Origin of the sequence: Bifidobacterium lemurum, from assembly GCF_014898175.1 — a bacterium.
GTDB lineage: Bacteria > Actinomycetota > Actinomycetes > Actinomycetales > Bifidobacteriaceae > Bifidobacterium > Bifidobacterium lemurum.
The window spans coordinates 1,020,123-1,037,976 of the sequence record NZ_CP062948.1; the positions used below are offsets into that span (position 1 = coordinate 1,020,123).

A 17,854-nucleotide genomic window follows, 5' to 3' on the forward strand; every position below is an offset into this window, starting at 1 on the left:
CATCCATCACCAAATGTTTGATCATCTCGCGCGCGGATGGGTACAGCTGAACCTCATCGAAGATGATCAGGGAGCACCGCCGCACAAGTTGGGTTCGGTAATAGACGAAAAGAATCATGAAGAACGTATCCAGATTGTCTTTCTGTTCCTCGAAATCGACCTGACATCTTTGAGGAATCGGGAGAAATCCGCGAGAATGGTGGATTCATACTCGCTTCTTCCGAATTCCTGCGCCACAGTGCTTTTCCCCCACGACGGACCACTTCAATCAGCAAGGCCTCTTTGCCTGCCGCGCGGTTTCTCCAGGAAACCAAATCCTGCAACGCTTTTCGCTTCAACATATCAACCTCTTATCACGATGCCGCCGTATGGGGATTGCCAGATTTACACGATGCCGCCGTGGAGGAATCGGCATCCTCTGGCGCTGCAGCAATCGCCAGAACTAAATACTTCGAGGACTCGAGCGGAACGCCCCTCAACAGGCCCTGGCGAGTTTGGTGTGTCGGCCCGCCGAGCCGGCCTCACGTAAAACGATTGATTCGAGAGTTCGGTGTGCGAAATCGGCCCTGTCTGGCAAATCCGACACACCAAACTCGTTATCACCTCGCAATCCACCGAATAATAGGAAAATCCGGACACGCCTTTGACCTGCAACCCGAGCATGAGCGCATATAGCGAAGCCGCCGCGCGGCTTGTGGCTGCGCGGCGGCTTGCTGTCGAGGAAAGGAGAAAGAGAAGTCGTAAGAGATTGCCCGGGATTACCCGAGGATTACTTGGCGTCGGCCGCCTTGGCGTCCTTGTTCTTGGGCATGATCCAGAACTTGAGCAGCGGGTAGCTCACGATAACCGCGAGCAGCGTGTTCACCACGGAGGCGATGGTTCCGGCGATGCCGGCGCCCATGCCCCAGCCCTGGCACAGCGAGGTGACGTAGCCCGGCAGCACGAGGTTGACGACCACGATGACCACGGCGAGGATCGCGTACTTCCAAGCGGCGTCCTTGAAGCTGGAGTCGGACTTGAACACCCACTTCATCTGCACGAAGAAGTTCACGACCTGCGCGATCACCTCGGCGAAGAGGAAGGTGAGGAAGCCGCCCAGACCGTTGCCGGATTCGGGATAGTTGAAGATGAGGAAGTAGAACGGCGTGGTCAGGCCCATGCCCGTGACGAAGATCGCAGTGCCAATCCAAGTGACCACGAAGCGGGAGATCGTGGAGACGTTCGACAGGACGTTGAACAGGATGAACTCCCAGATGGTCGGATGGTTCTTGATCCACTGGCGGATCGGGCCAAGCTGCTTGTTGTCGGCGGTGGTTTCGGTCATGATGCGCTCCTTAGCGTTCTTCAGTTGATCTCGTTGTCTCTCATAGGCGTCGGCCGTCCGGCGGATTGGTCGGCCGGCCGACGCATGTGTTGGTTATCGGGTCGAAGCTTGGGCGGGTAGGCACCCGTCGGTCACGACTCCAGTTCCTTCGCGGTCTTCTTATTGGCGGACTGGTTGCGGAAGAATCCGGAGATCACCGTGCCGAGTCCGCGGAAGGTGTGGCCGTTGGAGATTTTGACGATGCCGTCGACCATGGCCGCGTCGACCATGCCTTGGGTCATCTTGCTCATGGCGCGCGGCGGCATGTTGAGCAGGAACAGCGCGTTGAGGTCCGGCTGGCCGGTCTTCTCGCGGACCTTGCGTTCCTGGTTCTTCAGCGTCTTGGCGACGGTGCGCGCCACGAAGCCCTTCGAATCCTCCCAGGCGGAGATCGGGTCGTTCACGCCGAACGTCGTCGGCTTGCCGGGGGCGATCACGTCGTGGCCGAACAGCACCACCATCTCGGCGTCGGTCACTTCCTTGACCTTGCCGTTCAGGTAGGCGCCCAGCGCGGGGTTGGACGGCTTCGGCTCCACGGTGCCCGCGACGGCGTGCGTGGTGGTGAGCGCGATATCGTGCGCGTTGGTGCCGATCATCAGCGTCCACTCGCCCGACTCGGTCTGCCAGGAGTTGCTTGCCGTCTCGAAGTGGCGGAAGGTGTAGCGGTCGAAGTCGATGCGGACGGTCTGGGTCTCATGCGCGTCGAGCTGCACCTTGACGAATCCCTTGAGCTCGTGGTCCGGACGGAGCGTGCCGCCCTGGGGTCCGCGCACGTACAGCTGGGCGACGGTGGCGCCCGGCACGTCGGAATCGTTGGTGATGGTGAAGCTGACGCCCTGCTCGTCGGCGACGAGATCGGCGTACACGAAGGTCGAGTAGCTCAGACCGTAGCCGAACGGGAAGCGCACGGGCACGCCGGCGGTCTCGTAGTAGCGGTAGCCAACGAACGGACCCTCACGGTAGATGGCGTCGCGGCCGATCGCAGGATACCAGCCGGCGCTCGGGCAATCCTCGTAGCGGATCGGCCAGCTTTCGGCCAGATGACCGGAGGGGTTGACCGCACCGGTCAGGGCACGGGCGGTGGCGGAGGCGCCGGCCTGGCCGGACAGACCGATGTAGAGCACGGCGTCCACGTCGGCGACCCAGTCGGTTTCGACCGGAGAGCCGGCGACCAGCACGACGACGATCGGCTTGCCTGCGCCCTTGAGCGCCTTGACCAGGTCGATCTGCACGTGCGGGATGGCCATGGTGGAGCGGTCGAGGCCTTCGGATTCGCTGCGCTCGTCGAGGCCGATCACGGCGACCACGACATCAGTGTCCTCGCGGGCAGCCAGCGCGACCGCATCCTCGATCAGCGCACGGTTCTCGCCGCCCTGGCGCTCGTAGCCCTGCGCGTAGCCGGCCACGGTCACGCCGTCGATGGCGGTGAGCTCGTCGAGGATGTTCTCCTCGCGGGTGGCGTTCACCTTGGAGGAGCCGGAGCCCTGGAAGCGCGGGGTCTTGGCCATGTCGCCGACGACGGCGACGCGGGTGCCGGGCTTGAGCGGCAGCGTGCCGCCCTCGTTCTTGAGCAGCACGGAAGCGTTCTCGGCCACACGGCGGGCGACCTCGTGATGGTCGGCGATGACGTCGTCCTTGAGCAGGTCGTTGCGGCCGACGCCGGTGGTCTTGGTGAGCTGCGCGATCTTGGCGACCTCGGCGGCGCGGGCGTTGAGATCGGCCTCGGCGAGGGTGCCGGCGTTCACGGCGCCGACGAGCTCACGCACGGAGGTGAAGCCGGGGCTAGGCATCTCCAGCGTGCCGCCGGCCTTGACCGCGGCGACGGCGGAGTTGGAGCCGCCCCAGTCGGAGACGACCATGCCGTCGAATCCCCACTCGTTGCGCAGGATGTCGATGAGCAGATGCGCGTTCTCATGCGCGTACACGCCGTTGATCTCGTTGTAGGCGGTCATGATGGTCCACGGCTTGGCTTCGCGCACGGCGATCTCGAAGGCGGTGAGATAGATCTCGCGCATGGTGCGCTCGTCGATCACGGAGTTCGAGGCCTGGCGGCGCAGCTCCTGGCTGTTGACCGCGAAATGCTTGGGGCAGGCGGCGATGCCGTTGGACTGGATGCCCTTGATCAGACCGGAGGCCATACGGCCGGCGACCTGCGGATCCTCGGAATAGTATTCGAAGTTGCGGCCGCACCACGGGTTGCGCTTGATGTTCATGCCCGGACCGAGCAGCACGTTCACGTCGAGGTCGTGCGCCTCGCGGCCCAGCGCCTTGCCCATGTCTTCGGCGAGCGCGGGATCCCACGAATTGGCCACGGTGGCGGCGGTCGGGAAGCAGGTGGCGGGCTTGGATTCGCCCAGACCCAGATGGTCGCCTTCGCCGAGCTGGCGACGCACGCCGTGGGGGCCGTCGCTCATCACGAAGCTGGGGATGTCGGCACGTTCGATGCCGCGCGAGTCCCATTCGGAAGCGCCGGACAGCAGTGACGCCTTTTCCAGTACTGAGAGGTTTTCGATCTCCATGGTTCTCCCTTGCACTCGAGGTCTTGTCGATGAGTCGAGGTGTGTGCTGCGGCGCACGACCGTCTACGGTTCATCGCTAATGTCGATTGAACCAGACCTTGGCCGCGGCATGAGAGCGGTTTTCACAACCTGTCGTTTTCGCCGCACAATCGGTCGGCGGGCGTCAGGCGGAGAATCGGGGCCGACGTAACGGTTCGTCTGGGTTAGCGCCGTGGGATGGCCGCAACGCCAAATCCCGCCTCCGGCTAGGCGGCGATGGTGGCGGCGAGCGCTTCGAGCAGTTGTTTGCGACGACGACGGGAGACGGCGAGTCGGGTGTCGTCGCGCAGCTGGCAGATGGTTTGGTCGACGGCCACCACGTACCGCAGGTTCACCAAATAGCAGGAGTTCACCGTGACAAAGCCTTTGCCTTCCAGTTGCGGGAGGAAGCTTTTGAGTGTGCCGGTGAACTCGTACCGCGCATCGACCGCATGCACGATGATTTTGTGCTTGCTGCATTCCAAATATGTGATATGCGACAAGGGCACGCGCGCCACGCCACGTGCGGTGGAGAACGTCATCGTCTCGTTGGACCCACGCACACGCTTCGCCGTCAGGCACCGATCAATCTCCCGCGCGAAGGCGAAATAACTGACGGGTTTGAGCAGGTAGCTCAACGCGTTCACCTCATAGCCGCGGATGGCGAACTGCGCCATATTGGTGACGAACAGTAACGTCACGTCGATATCGCGTTCGCGAATCGCACGGGCCGTCTCAAAGCCGTCCAAATCCCCCATCTCCACATCGAGCATCACCACGTCGGCGTCACCGCGCCAGTTGCGCAACATGGCCTCTCCGGATTCGTATTCATGCACGTCGAACAGCACGTCGGAGTGAGACCGCTCGTACCGACGCAGATGGTCGTTGAGAATCGCTCGCGCCTCGCCGTCATCATCAACAATCGCTATCCGCAATGTCTCACACATACCGCTCTCCTCCATGTCTCTCCGCACGAGGGAATGATTCATTCATCACGTTTCAGAAGCAGTAAACAACCTTGAACTTGGTTTAAGGCAAATAACGACACGCACGATACCTTGTCATAATGCATGAATCGGCGGAAGGCGCTCAAAATGAGTCCTTCCGCCGATTCATACACTATTCGGCCGCGGTTATCGCCCTTTACGCAAGACCGACCTGTGCAGTCTCCGCCTTGCGCCGCGCAAAATAACGCCGCACCGTCAACGTCTCCAGTGCGATGAACGCGACCGCCGCGACGGCGACCGCCGCGTATGTCAACCGCTGCCACATGAGCATGGTGGTCTTCGGTTCGCCATTCTCATATGCCCAGCTGTTCACCGCGGTGTACAGGATATTGTGAGACGCGTTCCGCATGGCCTTGATCGACGTGGCCGATTGGTCGGTGATGTGATTCGTGCCATCCATAGGAGCGAGCATCGCATCGTTGCCATTGCGAATGCCTTCGTCGGCGTACATGTATCCGGCTCCTTCGAAATAGTCGGTCAACACGAAGCCACGGAAGCCCCACTCGTCGCGCAGCACGGTCTGCAGCAGGTTGGCGCTGCCGCCGGCCCACGTCGTGCCAATGTAGTTGAACGAGCTCATCACCGCCTGCGCTCCGCCTTGCTTCACCGACATCTCGAACGGCTTGAGATAGATTTCACGAATCGCCTGCTCGTCGGCCCAAGTGCACAGCATGCTGGCTCGGTTGGTTTCCTGGTCGTTGAGGGCGAAATGCTTCATGAACGCATACACACCCTTGGTGCGAGCCCCGGCGATCTGACTGGACGCCATCACACCAGACAGGTACCCATCTTCGGAGAAGTATTCGAAGTTACGGCCTGCGAACGCCGAACGGTGGATATTCATCGCCGGCGCATACCAACCATGGATGCTTAATTCGCGCGCCATCTGTCCCATCATCTCACCGTACTGTGTGGCAAGATCCTGGTTCCAGGTGCAGGCGACCGAAGTGGATGCAGGGAATCCAATTGAGGCCGCACCGGTGAAATTGTTGTTCAGCGCGGCCGGACCGTCTGAATCGGTGAGCGCCACCTTACCGATCGAATCAATGGCTTGGGTGCCGTAACCAGCGAGCGCGATCAAATCGTCCATCTGCTCAAAGGTCAGCTGGTCAAGCAGCGCGTCCCACTGCTCATCATCGTAGTCAACACCGCGAAGATCGGCCAGACGGATGCCATTGTCAGCACCGGTGACAGGCATCTCATCATCGGAATCGTTGCGCGATTCCAAGTCGTAGTTGGAGATATTCGTGAACTGCGCCTTGAGGTCCTCGGCCATCGACAAACTCTCGGGCGCAGCCGTGGCCTGCGTGTAGTTCGCGAACTGATCAGCACGGCTGAGGTATGTCACATGGCCCTCAGCGTTGTCGAACTGGTTGGTGGCCACGATCTGGTCACCGTCGTGGGTGTTGTCCTCGGTGTCATAGGTGATGGTCTCGTCGACCGTCACGGTCTGCTCGTCGATCACCGTGTGGGAGTCCGAATTGATGGACACCACATAATCACCGGCCTCCAGCACGTACGCCTCGGCGTTCTCGGAATCGTAGGACGCCATGTCGTCGTCCTCGAACTCGACCGTCAACGTCTGGCTCTCGCCCGGCTCCAACAGATCGGTCTTGTCGAACTCCACCAGATTCGCGGTGGCCTTCTCGATGCCTCCATTGGTGTACGGCGGATTGTAATAGACCTCGACCACATCCTTGCCCGCGGTGTCGCCCGTGTTGGTGACGGTCACATCGAAGCTCACGGTGCCGTCCGCATAGGTCACATCACCCATCTCTTGAGAGAAGGTGGTGTAGGACAGGCCGTAGCCGAACGGATACTGCACCGTGGCGTCGTAGTCGATCAGACCTTCGTCGGCGGCCGTCTCATAGAACTTGTAACCCACATAAATACCCTCAACGTAGTTCACGAACGACGGTTTGCGCACTTCTCCTCGGTTCTCGGTGTTGAATTCCGACATGTTGTCGTAGTAGAACGAGCCGAAGTTGTTGAAGGTGGGGGTCGCGGTGAGATCACGGGCGAATGTGTCCGAGGTCTTGCCGGAGGGATTCGTTGCACCGGTCAGAATCTCGCCGAGTGCCGCGAAACCGGTCTGGCCGGCGGGCGGGCACCACAGCACGGACTTGATTTGAGGGTATGCGTCGACGAAATCGAGTTCGAAAGCGTTCGCGCCGTTATACACGACGGTGACGTTATCGAAGTTTTCCGTGACCAGATCGACCATGTTCCGCTCGGTCTGGCTCAACTCCAGAAAATGCGCGCCATCCGCAAAATCCTCGTATTCTGTGGAGTTGTCGGTATAGGTGATGCCATCGGCTTTCATGTTCGTCGGCAAGTCGGCACCCTCGCCGCCCACACGCGCGATCACGATCACCGCTTGGTCGGAGAATGACTTGGCATTTGAAATCAAGTCATCGGAATACTGGTCGGCCGGCACCTCGGGCAGCGTCCAATCCTGTTCCCACATCCCCACTTCGGGACGATCGGCGCGGTACTGCGTATACAGGTCACTGAGCTCGGTGTTGGTCTCGAGCCCCGCGTCCTTCATGCCATCGAGCAGTGAAGTGGTGGCATACTGGTCGTTCATCGAGCCCGATCCCGTGCCCCCATACACAGGATTGGTTGACGCCCAACCGAACACGTTCACCTTTGTGGAACCCAACGGCAGGTTGGCCTCATCGTTCTGCAACAATGTGACCGCTTCACGTTGGATATCCGTCGCGAGTTCATTGGCGGAGTCAATCGAAGATTCCGAAAGCGTGTATTTCTCTCCGGTGGACATGGTGATGAGATTGGACAATGGTCCGAACAGCATCATGACGATGGCCACTACCATCGCCACGAACACCACCAACCACGATTGCGAATGAATAAGTTTTCGCGTGGCCTCCTGCGGCATTCTACGGGTATTGGTTACAACCGTCGTGACCACGGCCAAAACCAATACCACGGCGATGGCAATCAGATATGGTGCCACCGATTCCAGCACGGTTATGACATCGGCCATGTTGATCTGCAGCATGGTTCGTCTCCTCCTTGATGTTCTTCTTGTGCAATGGCGATTCGACGCTGACTTGCCGACAGTACGTCGTCATACCATCGCTCTCATTCCATCAAGGAAAACCCTGCTACAACCGTTGTTTACTTTTTCGGCCGTTCCTGCGCCTTTTTTGGTCTTGAATTTTCAGAGCAAGTGCAACGGGTGTGAATGATATGGGCCCATGGGTTCCCGATAGCATGGTGTTTGCTTACGACAACCAGACATCGGGAGGGCCCATGGGCCGGTACACTCATCTTACCTTGGCCGAACGCGAGGAGATCATGCTGCTCAGGCACGAGGGCAGGAGCTATGGCGAGATCGCCCTGGCCACGGGCAGGGACAAATCGACCATCAGCCGCGAGATAGACCGCAACTCGTTCAAGGTCGGCACGGGCCGCTGCTACCGCGCCTCGACGGCCCAACGCCGTTACGAGGAACGCCGGCTCGCCTGCGCGCGTCCGCGTCGCCTCGACGACGGGGAACTGGCCGGGCTGGTCGTGCGGCTGATCGCGCGGGAGCGTTGGTCCCCCGAGCAGATCGCGGGCAGGATTGGTCTGGAACGGCCCGATCTGGCCGTCTCCGCGTCGACGATCTACCGGGCGATCAACGGCCGCGAGCTCGACCCGCCCGATCTGGCCCGCACCCGCCGCGGGATCAAGGGCCGGCTGCGCCGCAAGGGCAAACGCCGGCACCGCAAGGACGGGCCCGAGGAACGCCGGGGCAAGATCCCCGACGCAAGGCCCATATCGGAGCGGCCCGCCGAGGTCGAGGAGCGTTCCAGGCTGGGCGACTGGGAAGGCGACACCGTCGTGGGTAAAGGCGCGGGAGCGTGCCTGGTCACGCTCGTGGACCGCAAAAGCGGTCTGCTTGCCGGCGGACGCGCCGCCACGCACACCAAACGCGACGTCGCCCGCGTGGAGAGCCGGATGCTCCGCGAGCATCCCGAGACGCGCACCATCACCCTGGACCGGGGCATGGAGTTCGCCGATTTCAAGAAGGTCGAGCAATCCACCGGCGCGGTCTGCTACTTCGCGCTGCCGCACCACCCCTGGCAGCGCGGCAGCAACGAGAACACCAACGGCCTAGTCCGCGAGTACTTCCCCAAAGGCACCGACTTCGCCACCATCGACGACGACCAGGTCCAGGCCGTGTACGACGCTATCAACCACAGACCACGCAAACGCCACGGCTACAGGACACCCTGGGAAATCCACCACTCAACAACGTTGCACTTGCTCTGAAAATTCAAGGTTTTGACGACAGCATGTCACGCATCCAAGCGATATCGGCGTCTTGAAACTCCTCTTTGTCAGCCGCCGAAAACTGTTCAGATTCATAACGTTCTGCAAAGGAATCGATAAGCTCCAACGCATGACGCAACCGCTGGATCTCGGCCTCGACCTCGCTGCGCGTGACGCGCAAAAGCTCCTGGCGATCATCCATATCCAATTCACTGTTGTTCGCCAACACGGCCAGCCTGCGGATATTCTCTATTGACATGCCTGTATGCCGCCAAAAATCCACGATTCTTAATTCATTAACAGCCGCATCATCGAACACACGATAACCTGATTCATTACGGCGTACCCTTAACAGCAAGCCTTTACGATCGTAAAAACGGATCGTCGACGCCGCGATACCGGTAAGTTCGGCAGTTTCCTGAATTGTGCGCTCCATATTCCTTCCACTCCCCGTCGTATCGATGCCATACCTATTCGGATGGGCAAGCAGTGGCACACGCCAAGCGCATCATTGTCACCTTCCAATGATTGCACGAAAGTCTCCGCTCGGCCATATCCGTATACTTCTCAAATTTTTTGAGAAGTATGTGGCATAACTTCTCAAAAAATTTGAGAAGTGTATGATGGAAGGAGATGGGCAGGGAGGTGCGTTATGGTGCCGGAGAATCCGCGGGAGACGTACGCCGCGCTGGTGCGCGAGGCGATGCGGTTCGATATGCCCACGCCCGTACGGCGCGATGAGGCGATACGCGAACTGGCGCAGCCGGCCCCCTTCAATATCGTGCACATCATCACCGGCGTGCGCCGCTGCGGCAAAACCTTCTACCTGTTCCAGAAAATCCACGACCTGCTCGACGCGGGCGTGCCTCGGAGCCGCATCTTCTACTTCAACTTCTCCGACGACCGCCTGCGCCCCATGCCAGACGACATCCTCGACGACATCGTCAACGAGTACTGGCGGCAGGTGCCCAGCGCCCGGGAGGAAGGCGCCTACCTCTTTCTCGACGAGGTGCAGGAATGCGCGAACTGGCAGGGGTTCTGCCAGCGTCTCGCCGAGCGTGAGAAGGTGACGCTGACCATCACCGGATCATCATCCAAACTTTCCAGCGACGAAATCGCCACCACCTTCCGCGGGCGGTCGCACCCCCACGAGATGATGCCGCTCTCCTTCCGTGAATACTGCCTGTTCCACAACCTGGCGACCCCGGATCCAAGCGATACGAGCGCGACGTTCTCCCCGCAGGAGACCACCGCGTTCGAAAGCGCCTACGAGCGGTATCTCGTCACCGGCGGATTCCCCGCGGTGCAGCACGCGCTTGAGCCGGATCGCATCGAACTGCTGCAGGGCTATCTGCGCGACGTGGTGGCGCGGGATGTCGCCGAACGCTTCGGCCGGGAGAACATAGCCCTCGCCACACAGACCGCGCTGTACGCCTTGCGCAACACCGCATGCGAACTGTCGGTGAACAGTCTGGTCGAGGCGCTCAAAACCCAAGGCTGGAAGGTCTACTGGGACAAGATCAACACCCTGCTCGCCCTGTTCAAGCAGGCGTACTTGGTCTACGAATTGCAGGAATACCAGACCACGCTCAAACCCGACAGCACCTCGGTGCCGAAACTGTACGCGGTGGACCCGGGCATGGCGTACGCGGTGTCGCGGGCCAACCAGCAGGATGTCGGCAAACGCTTGGAGACGGCCGTGTTTGGCGAACTGCGCCGCCGCACCTCGGGCAAACGCACCGAAGCGGTCACCTCATACACCATGCCCACGGCACGGCAGGAGAAAGTGGACTTCCTCGTCGGCGACGCGATGGCCGCCGAGCCTTACGCGCTCTATCAGGTCACCGCCGACATGGAGGCGGAGAAAACCCGCGCGAGGGAGATCGGCTCGCTTGACGCGGTGATGCGGCGCACCGGATTGACGGAAGGCACCATCATCACCCTGCGCGAGGAAGGCGGCGAAACCACCGAAGCCGGCCGGATCCGCATCATTCCGGCATGGAAGTGGGCGCTGCTGGGCTAGCCGCCGTTCCGTCGCCGCGTCGCCGTATACACCGCAATCTTCGGGGCGAACCCTGTATGCGATGGAAACGCCATGTCGTTCGCGGTTTTTCCTTTGCGACTCTAGTATCGTGCGTATTGACGGCAGGAGAGAGACAGCGGAGTCCCCCACCCCGTCATGAACCCAGAGGTTAAAGGGGTGATCTATGGCAGATCAGCAACAATCCACAGAACAGACATCCACCACACCGGCACCGCCGGGAGCGGGCGGAGGCCTGCAGAAAAGCCTGAAACTCGTCTTCGTCTACACGGTGGCCACCGGCTCGATCTTCACGTTCGTAAGCTACTGGGATTCCGTGTTCTTCAGCTATTGCGGAGCGGGCACGTTCCTCGCCTTCGCGCTGATGACGCTGGCGATCCTGCCCGTCGCGCTGGTGTACAGCGAGATATCGCCGCTGTTCAAAACGGCCGGCGGCGAGCTCATCTACAACACGGTCGGCTTCAACAAGCACGTCGGATTCCTGGCCTCGTGGCTGATCATGGCGGCGTGGATCTCCGTGCCGCCGGCCGTGGTGATGGCCATCGCCACCTACATCAGCAAACTGTTCGGCCTGAACCTGAGCTTCGGCACCACCGTGCTGATCGGCGTGGTGATTCTCGTGCTCGTGTTCATCATGAGCCTGCAGGACATCCAGTTCCTCGTCAAGGCGCAGGCCACCTGCCTGTTCGCCAACATCGCCACCACGCTGATCACCGCGGTGCTGCTCCTCACCTGCGGGCATTGGAGCATCTCGAATCTCGCGGGCATGTTCTCGTTCTCGTCCATCGATTCCACGTGGGCCATCCCGGGGTGGATCATCGGCATGGCGCTGCTCATCACCCCGTATTTCGGCTTCGAGACCGTGCCGCAGATGGTCGAGGAGGGCGACTTCCCCATCGCGAACACCAAGAAGGCCATCTGCGGGTCGGTGATCACCTGCGGTGTGATCTACACGATCTTCTTCTTCTGCGTGGCCGGCCTCGCGCCCGCGGAGGAGCTGCTCGCCGGGGATTCGGCCAACGGATTCATGACCATCAACGCCATGGAGAACATGCTCGGCTGGCGATTCTGGCCCGTGGTCTACGGCCTCATCTCGATCCTCATGGGCATGACCGCCTCGATTCTCGGCTTCTGGATGTCGACCGTGCGCATGCTGTACTCGATGGGCAAGAAGAACTTCCTGCCCGAGGTGTTCACCAAGGTGAACAAGCACCAGCAGCCGATCCTGCCGAACATCTTCCTGCTCGGCGTGAGCCTGACGTTCATTCTGCTGCAGAACGCGGGCAGTTTCATGAACGACTTCTTCAACCTGATGTCGTTCGGCTGCGCCTGCGCCTACGCGCTGACCATGGTCTCGGCCGTGCGCATCCGGCACAAGCATCCGCAATGGTATGAGAACAACAAGAACGTGGTGCGCGGCGGCGACGCCTTGCGCATCCTCGCCATGGTAATCATGATCGCGATCGCGTTCTTCTGCACGCTCGGCCAGGGCATCGGCTCGTGGATCTCGTTCGGCGTGTATCTCGGCATCGGCGTGCTCATCTGGGCATGGATGGTGCTGGTGCGCTGGAAGCAATCCACCGTGACGATCGAAACCCCCGACGGCGAGCAGACCTTCTAGCCCGCGGCCCGAACCAACCAATCAATCAATCAACCAACCAATCAGCCCTCACAACAATCCCCAACAATAAGGAGAACATCATGGCAAAGCTTGACGGCAAAGTCGCCCTCATCACCGGCGCGGCGGCCGGACTCGGCGAAGGCATCGCCGAAGTGTACGCCAAATACGGCGCGAAGATCTGCATGGTCGATCTCGACCCGGCCGTGGAGGCCACGGCCGACCGCATCCGCGGCCTGTACCCGGACGCGCAGATCATCACCGCGATCGCCAACGTGGCCGACCGCGCGCAGGTGGACGAGGCCGCCGCACGCACCATCGCCGAATTCGGCACCATCGACGTGGCCTGCGCCAACGCCGGCGTGTGCCGTCTTGCGCCGTTCGAGGAGATGCCGGACGAGATGCGCGACTTCCATATCGACGTGAACATCAAGGGCGCGTGGAACACCTGCAAGGCGGTGATTCCCGCCATGCTCAAGGCCGGCAAGGGCGCGATCGTGATCGCCTCCTCCGTGACCGGCGACATCGTGGCCGACGCCGGCGAGGCCGCCTACGCGATGAGCAAGGCCGCGCTGGTGGGTCTGACCAAGTGCCTGGCGGTGGAGTACGCGGACCGCAACATCCGCGTCAACTGCTCGCAGCTGGGCTATGCGCGCACGCCGATGGTCGAGAAGATGGCGGTCGAATCGAATCCGGACGATCCGGAGTCGGCGATCAACGACATCGCCGTCGGCGTGCCGATGAAGCGCCTGGCCAAGCCGACCGAGGTGGGCGAGCTGTTCGCGTTCCTCGGCTCCGACGAGGCGAGCTACATCACCGGCGAGCAGGTGGTCATCGACGGCGGCAGCACCCTGCCCGAGACGATGAGCATCGGCACCAACTAAACGCGATTCAACGGACACGAAGGGCGTGCGACGGATTCCAGTCGCACGCCCTTCGCTATGTTCCGTTGGATTAGGCGGCGGGGGTGAAATACTCCGATACCGCCTGGCGGAACAGGGAACGGCGGCGGCGCGCGATCGGCAGCCGAAGCGATCGCCGCACGACGCAGACATCGCCGTTTACGGCGCTGACATGGCGAAGATTGACCAGACAACCGCTGCTGCATTGCGCGAAACCGAACGACGACAGGCGTTCGCCAAGTCGGGCGATCGAATCCTTGAAAAGGAAATCACCACCCACCGTATGCACCGTGATCAGACGGTCGCGGCTTTCCACATACACGACATCGTCAACCGGCACCCGCAGGCAACGACCGCATTGCGCGAACAGCAGCGTCTTCCCGCCCGAACGGGCCAACCGGTCCATGCACCGGTCGAACACCGCCGCGCACTCCCGATATCGCGCCTCCGCCTCGCGTAGGGCGCGCCGCGGCCGCATGATGTATCCGCACGCGTCCACCTCATAGCCCAACACGGCGTCGCGTAGATCATCGGCGATGAATGCTATGGCCGGATTCCCTCCCATACGACGGATCGAGCGCGCCATCTCCATACCGTCGGCGCCCCGGCTACCGTCGAGAACCAGCAGATCGATGAACGCCGAATACGAGGCCAACAGCTGCGAGGCCTGATCCATTTCGTAAATATCGAAGGCGATATGACGGTGTTCGTCGGCATAACGACGCAGCATCGCGCACACCGTCTCACGCTCGGCGGCATCCGCGAGCGCCACCGCGACGGATACGACCGCTCCGGGATGCGTCCGCTCATTGTCGGTGGACATCGATCCTCCTTCGGTTTGATGATGTCGGACCATTCGCAGACACCGGCAGGCAAGGCCAACATCGTTATTCAGCCGCGACCACGCCGGCGCCTCTTCCACTGTATCCGCATCATCGCAGGCGAAACCCCTCACGGAAAAGCAAGTTGTTCCACAAGGGTTTTTCCAAAAAGTACAAACAAAACCCACTTTCGTCCGACGGTCGTCAATTCAGCCGAAACCACGACGGCGGGGACCTCGGCTCTGCTGCAATAAGCGTGTCATCATATGCCCCAGATCAAAGGAGAGTCGATGCATATGAACCAACACACACCCTCGAACGGACGCAGGATCCTGTTGCGTGCGGGAACCGCGGTATGCGCGTTGCTGGCCGGCCTGTCGCTCACGGCGACGACGCTGACCGAAGCGAACGCATCCAAGGTGCACAACTTCCTGGGCACCAACGCGACGCAGATCGTCAACGACGGCGATGAGAACGAGGACACCACCTATTTCGCGAGCGAATTCGACTCGTGGGAGGACGCGTACAACAACGCGCTGGACACCAACCAGGACATCCAGGAGGAAGGCTCCGTGCTGGTGGAGAACAACGGCGCGCTGCCGCTGGCCTCCGGCGCGCGGGTGAGCATGTTCTCACGCTCGTCCACCGACATCGTCTACGGCGGCACGGGTTCCGGCTCCATCGACGAATCCACCGTCGTGGATCTGAAAACCGCGATGGAGAGCGCCGGATTCAGCATCAACCAGACCCTGTACGACTTCTACGACGGCCAGGAGGGCTACACGCGCACCACTTCGGACGTCGCCGAGGTGCCGGTCTCCGAATTCACCAGCGAGGTCGAAGCCTCCTACGCGGATTATTCCGACGCGGCCATCGTGGTCATCTCCCGCACCGGCGGCGAAGGCGACGATTTGGACGCCGACACCGCGTACCTCAACCTGCAGGATTCCGAAAGGGAGCTGCTGGACTACGTGCAGCAGCGCTTCGACACGGTCGTCGTGCTGGTGAACAGCTCCAACGCGATGTCGCTGGATTGGCTGGACGACTACGGCGTGGACGCCTGCCTGTGGATCGGCGGCCCCGGCCAGTCCGGCCTGACCGCCGTGGCGGAGATGCTCAACGGCACCCGCACCCCGAGCGGCAAGTTCACCGACACGTACGCAGCGGACTCGCTCTCCTCGCCGGCGATGCAGAACTTCGGCGACTACACCTACACGAACGCCACCACCCAGGCCAGCGACGGCGCGTCCATGTCGGACACCGTCTACGATCTGCTCACCGACAGCAGCGGCAATGTCACCGAAATCGCCAACGCGAAGAACTACGTCGTCTACGCCGAGGGCATCTACGTGGGCTACGCCTACTACGAGACCCGCTACGAGGACAGCGTGCTCGGCCAGGGCAACGCCGACGGCGACGCGGGCACCTTCGCCTCATCCTCGTCGTGGGATTATGACGAGGAGGTCAACTACGCCTTCGGCTACGGCCAGTCCTACACCACCTTCGAGCAGACCCTCGATTCGGTCGACTTCGACGGCGACAAGGCCACGGTGACCGTGACGGTGACCAATACGGGCGACACCTACTCCGGCAAGGACGTGGTCGAGGTCTACGCGCAGGCGCCCTATATCGAAGGCGGTCTGGAGAAGGCCAGCGTGCAGCTGTGCGGCTACGACAAAACCGAGGAGCTGGCGCCGGGCGAGTCCGAAACCCTCACCATCGACGTGGATCTGCGCGACATCGCCTCCTACGATTCCGAAAACGAGGAAGCCTATGTGCTCGACGAGGGCACGTATTATCTGGCCATCGGCTCCGACGCCCACAACGCGCTGAACAACATCCTCGCGGCCAAGGGCATGACCACGGCCGACGGCATGGACGAGGACGGCGACGCGGACAAGACCGCCACCACCGAGCTGGACTACACGGTGTACGACACCGACGAGAACAGCGGCAACGCGATCGAGAACCGCTTCGAGGACGCCGACCTGAACTACTATCAGGACGACACCGTCACATACCTCTCCCGCTCCGACTGGCAGGGCACCTGGCCGGAATCCTATGATTCCGTGGAGGCCACCGACGAGATGATCGCCGACCTGGAGAACAACTACACCGCCAACGAGGCCGAAACCACCGAAATCACCTACGGCGCCGACAACGGGCTCAACATCGCCACGATGCGCGACGCCGACTACGACGATGAGGCGTGGGACCAGTTGCTCGACCAGATGACGCTCGAAGAGCAGGTGGAGCTCGTGCAGAACGGCGCCAGCCAGACGGCCGCCGTCGAATCGATCGCCTTCCCCGGCAGCGTGGACGCCGACGGCCCCGCCGGCTTGGGCAGCTCCACCGGCCGCCGCTACTATCTCGAGGACATCAACGACAAGGACAGCGCCACCACGACCAGCGCCGTGGGCTACAACTCCTCCGTGGTGATCGCCTCCACCTGGAGCCGCGACATGGCACGCCAGCGCGGCGAAGCCATCGGCGAGGATGGTCTGTGGACCAATACCCAAGGCTGGTGGGGCCCGGGCGCGAACACGCACCGCACCCCGTACGGCGGCCGCAACTTCGAGTACTACTCCGAGGATTCCTTCCTCGGCGGCACCATCGGCGCGGAGGACATCGCCGGCGCGCAGTCCAAGGGCCTGCGTTCCTTCGTCAAGCATTTCGCGGTCAACGACCAGGAGCTCAACCGCCATGGCCTGTCCACCTTCGCCAACGAGCAGTCGCTGCGCCAGATCTACCTCAAGCAGTTCGAGTACGTCGTCAAGGACGGCGGCACGCTGTCGCTGATGTCGTCCTTCAACCGCATCGGCGTCAAGTGGGCCGGCGGCGACGCCGCGCTGTGCACCGACCTGCTGCGTGACGAATGGGGCTTCGTGGGTAGCGTGGAGACCGATTTCAACTTCCACGCCACCGACGGCTACATGAACGTGCGCTCCGGCCTGCGCGGCGGCACCGACCAGTGGCTCGCCATGGGCGAGAGCGGCCTGATCGACTTCGTCAAGGAGGACGCCGACCTCGCGGCCGAAGTGCGTGAGGCCTGCCACCGCATCCTCTACTCGATCTCCCGCTCCTCGGCCATCAACGGCATCGGCTCCAGCGGACGCATCGTCAAAACGACCGTCTGGTGGCAGTGGCTGCTCTACGGCATGACCGGCGTGACCGGCGTGCTCACGCTCGCCCAGCTCGGCCTGCTCGGCTACGGCACCGTCCGTGACGAGCGCCGCCGCGAAGCCCACATCACCGTGGCACCGACCGCCCAATGACGGACGTTC

General features: G+C 61.7%; 11 protein-coding genes and 1 pseudogene. 5 read left to right on the forward strand and 7 right to left on the reverse strand.

Going from position 1 to position 17,854, the window contains the following annotated elements:
• Positions 1–7 precede the first annotated feature (7 nt).
• The 5 genes and pseudogenes from BL8807_RS12100 to BL8807_RS03850 all read right to left on the reverse strand — a co-directional run.
• Positions 8–118, reverse strand: a pseudogene (locus tag BL8807_RS12100) (hypothetical protein); the annotation flags it as partial.
• Between the two features lie 651 nt (positions 119–769).
• Positions 770–1,324: a GtrA family protein gene (locus tag BL8807_RS03835; RefSeq protein ID WP_072727025.1), complete on the reverse strand. Its 555-nt coding sequence runs from the start codon at positions 1,322–1,324 to the stop codon at positions 770–772.
• A gap of 131 nt (positions 1,325–1,455) precedes the next feature.
• Positions 1,456–3,882: a glycoside hydrolase family 3 C-terminal domain-containing protein gene (locus BL8807_RS03840; protein ID WP_072727026.1), complete on the reverse strand. Its 2,427-nt coding sequence runs from the start codon at positions 3,880–3,882 to the stop codon at positions 1,456–1,458.
• Positions 3,883–4,127: 245 nt separating this feature from the next.
• Positions 4,128–4,847, reverse strand: coding sequence for a LytR/AlgR family response regulator transcription factor (locus BL8807_RS03845; RefSeq protein WP_072727027.1), 720 nt, complete (start codon positions 4,845–4,847; stop codon positions 4,128–4,130).
• Between the two features lie 196 nt (positions 4,848–5,043).
• Positions 5,044–7,929: a beta-glucosidase gene (locus BL8807_RS03850; protein ID WP_072727028.1), complete on the reverse strand. Its 2,886-nt coding sequence runs from the start codon at positions 7,927–7,929 to the stop codon at positions 5,044–5,046.
• A gap of 254 nt (positions 7,930–8,183) precedes the next feature.
• Between BL8807_RS03850 and BL8807_RS03855 the strand changes: the two genes are divergently transcribed.
• Positions 8,184–9,188, forward strand: coding sequence for an IS30 family transposase (locus BL8807_RS03855; protein WP_072727158.1), 1,005 nt, complete (start codon positions 8,184–8,186; stop codon positions 9,186–9,188).
• A gap of 4 nt (positions 9,189–9,192) precedes the next feature.
• Here BL8807_RS03855 and BL8807_RS03860 read toward each other — a convergent pair whose 3' ends face one another.
• Entirely contained in the window at positions 9,193–9,624 is a 432-nt protein-coding gene (locus BL8807_RS03860; RefSeq protein ID WP_072727154.1) for a MerR family transcriptional regulator, read from the reverse strand.
• A gap of 216 nt (positions 9,625–9,840) precedes the next feature.
• Here BL8807_RS03860 and BL8807_RS03865 point away from each other — a divergent pair, with 216 nt between their 5' ends.
• The 3 genes from BL8807_RS03865 (at position 9,841) to ucpA (ending at position 13,731) form a co-directional block, all read left to right on the forward strand.
• The gene (locus BL8807_RS03865) at positions 9,841–11,211 is read left to right on the forward strand and encodes an ATP-binding protein (protein ID WP_072727153.1); all 1,371 of its coding nucleotides are present in this window, start codon (positions 9,841–9,843) and stop codon (positions 11,209–11,211) included.
• A gap of 184 nt (positions 11,212–11,395) precedes the next feature.
• Complete coding sequence (locus tag BL8807_RS03870) at positions 11,396–12,850, forward strand: APC family permease (protein ID WP_083570403.1); 1,455 nt, start codon at positions 11,396–11,398, stop codon at positions 12,848–12,850.
• Positions 12,851–12,930: 80 nt separating this feature from the next.
• Positions 12,931–13,731 carry an SDR family oxidoreductase UcpA gene (gene ucpA / locus BL8807_RS03875; RefSeq protein WP_072727152.1) on the forward strand — a complete coding sequence of 267 codons (801 nt, stop codon included), beginning with the start codon at positions 12,931–12,933 and terminating at the stop codon, positions 13,729–13,731.
• A 70-nt stretch (positions 13,732–13,801) separates the two neighbouring features.
• Here the strand turns inward: ucpA and BL8807_RS03880 are convergent, their stop codons facing one another.
• Positions 13,802–14,572, reverse strand: coding sequence for a LytR/AlgR family response regulator transcription factor (locus BL8807_RS03880; protein ID WP_072727151.1), 771 nt, complete (start codon positions 14,570–14,572; stop codon positions 13,802–13,804).
• A gap of 288 nt (positions 14,573–14,860) precedes the next feature.
• Here BL8807_RS03880 and BL8807_RS03885 point away from each other — a divergent pair, with 288 nt between their 5' ends.
• Positions 14,861–17,845, forward strand: coding sequence for a glycoside hydrolase family 3 protein (locus tag BL8807_RS03885; protein ID WP_158217141.1), 2,985 nt, complete (start codon positions 14,861–14,863; stop codon positions 17,843–17,845).
• Positions 17,846–17,854: the final 9 nt, after the last annotated feature.

What these genes read in the sequence shown, in the direction of transcription:
- BL8807_RS03835 (WP_072727025.1), bottom strand. Translation starts at nt 1,324, where the DNA reads ATGACCGAAACCACCGCCGACAACAAGCAGCTTGGCCCGATCCGCCAG.
- BL8807_RS03840 (WP_072727026.1), bottom strand. Translation starts at nt 3,882, where the DNA reads ATGGAGATCGAAAACCTCTCAGTACTGGAAAAGGCGTCACTGCTGTCC.
- BL8807_RS03845 (WP_072727027.1), bottom strand. Translation starts at nt 4,847, where the DNA reads ATGTGTGAGACATTGCGGATAGCGATTGTTGATGATGACGGCGAGGCG.
- BL8807_RS03850 (WP_072727028.1), bottom strand. Translation starts at nt 7,929, where the DNA reads ATGCTGCAGATCAACATGGCCGATGTCATAACCGTGCTGGAATCGGTG.
- BL8807_RS03855 (WP_072727158.1), top strand. Translation starts at nt 8,184, where the DNA reads ATGGGCCGGTACACTCATCTTACCTTGGCCGAACGCGAGGAGATCATG.
- BL8807_RS03860 (WP_072727154.1), bottom strand. Translation starts at nt 9,624, where the DNA reads ATGGAGCGCACAATTCAGGAAACTGCCGAACTTACCGGTATCGCGGCG.
- BL8807_RS03865 (WP_072727153.1), top strand. Translation starts at nt 9,841, where the DNA reads ATGGTGCCGGAGAATCCGCGGGAGACGTACGCCGCGCTGGTGCGCGAG.
- BL8807_RS03870 (WP_083570403.1), top strand. Translation starts at nt 11,396, where the DNA reads ATGGCAGATCAGCAACAATCCACAGAACAGACATCCACCACACCGGCA.
- ucpA (WP_072727152.1), top strand. Translation starts at nt 12,931, where the DNA reads ATGGCAAAGCTTGACGGCAAAGTCGCCCTCATCACCGGCGCGGCGGCC.
- BL8807_RS03880 (WP_072727151.1), bottom strand. Translation starts at nt 14,572, where the DNA reads ATGTCCACCGACAATGAGCGGACGCATCCCGGAGCGGTCGTATCCGTC.
- BL8807_RS03885 (WP_158217141.1), top strand. Translation starts at nt 14,861, where the DNA reads ATGCATATGAACCAACACACACCCTCGAACGGACGCAGGATCCTGTTG.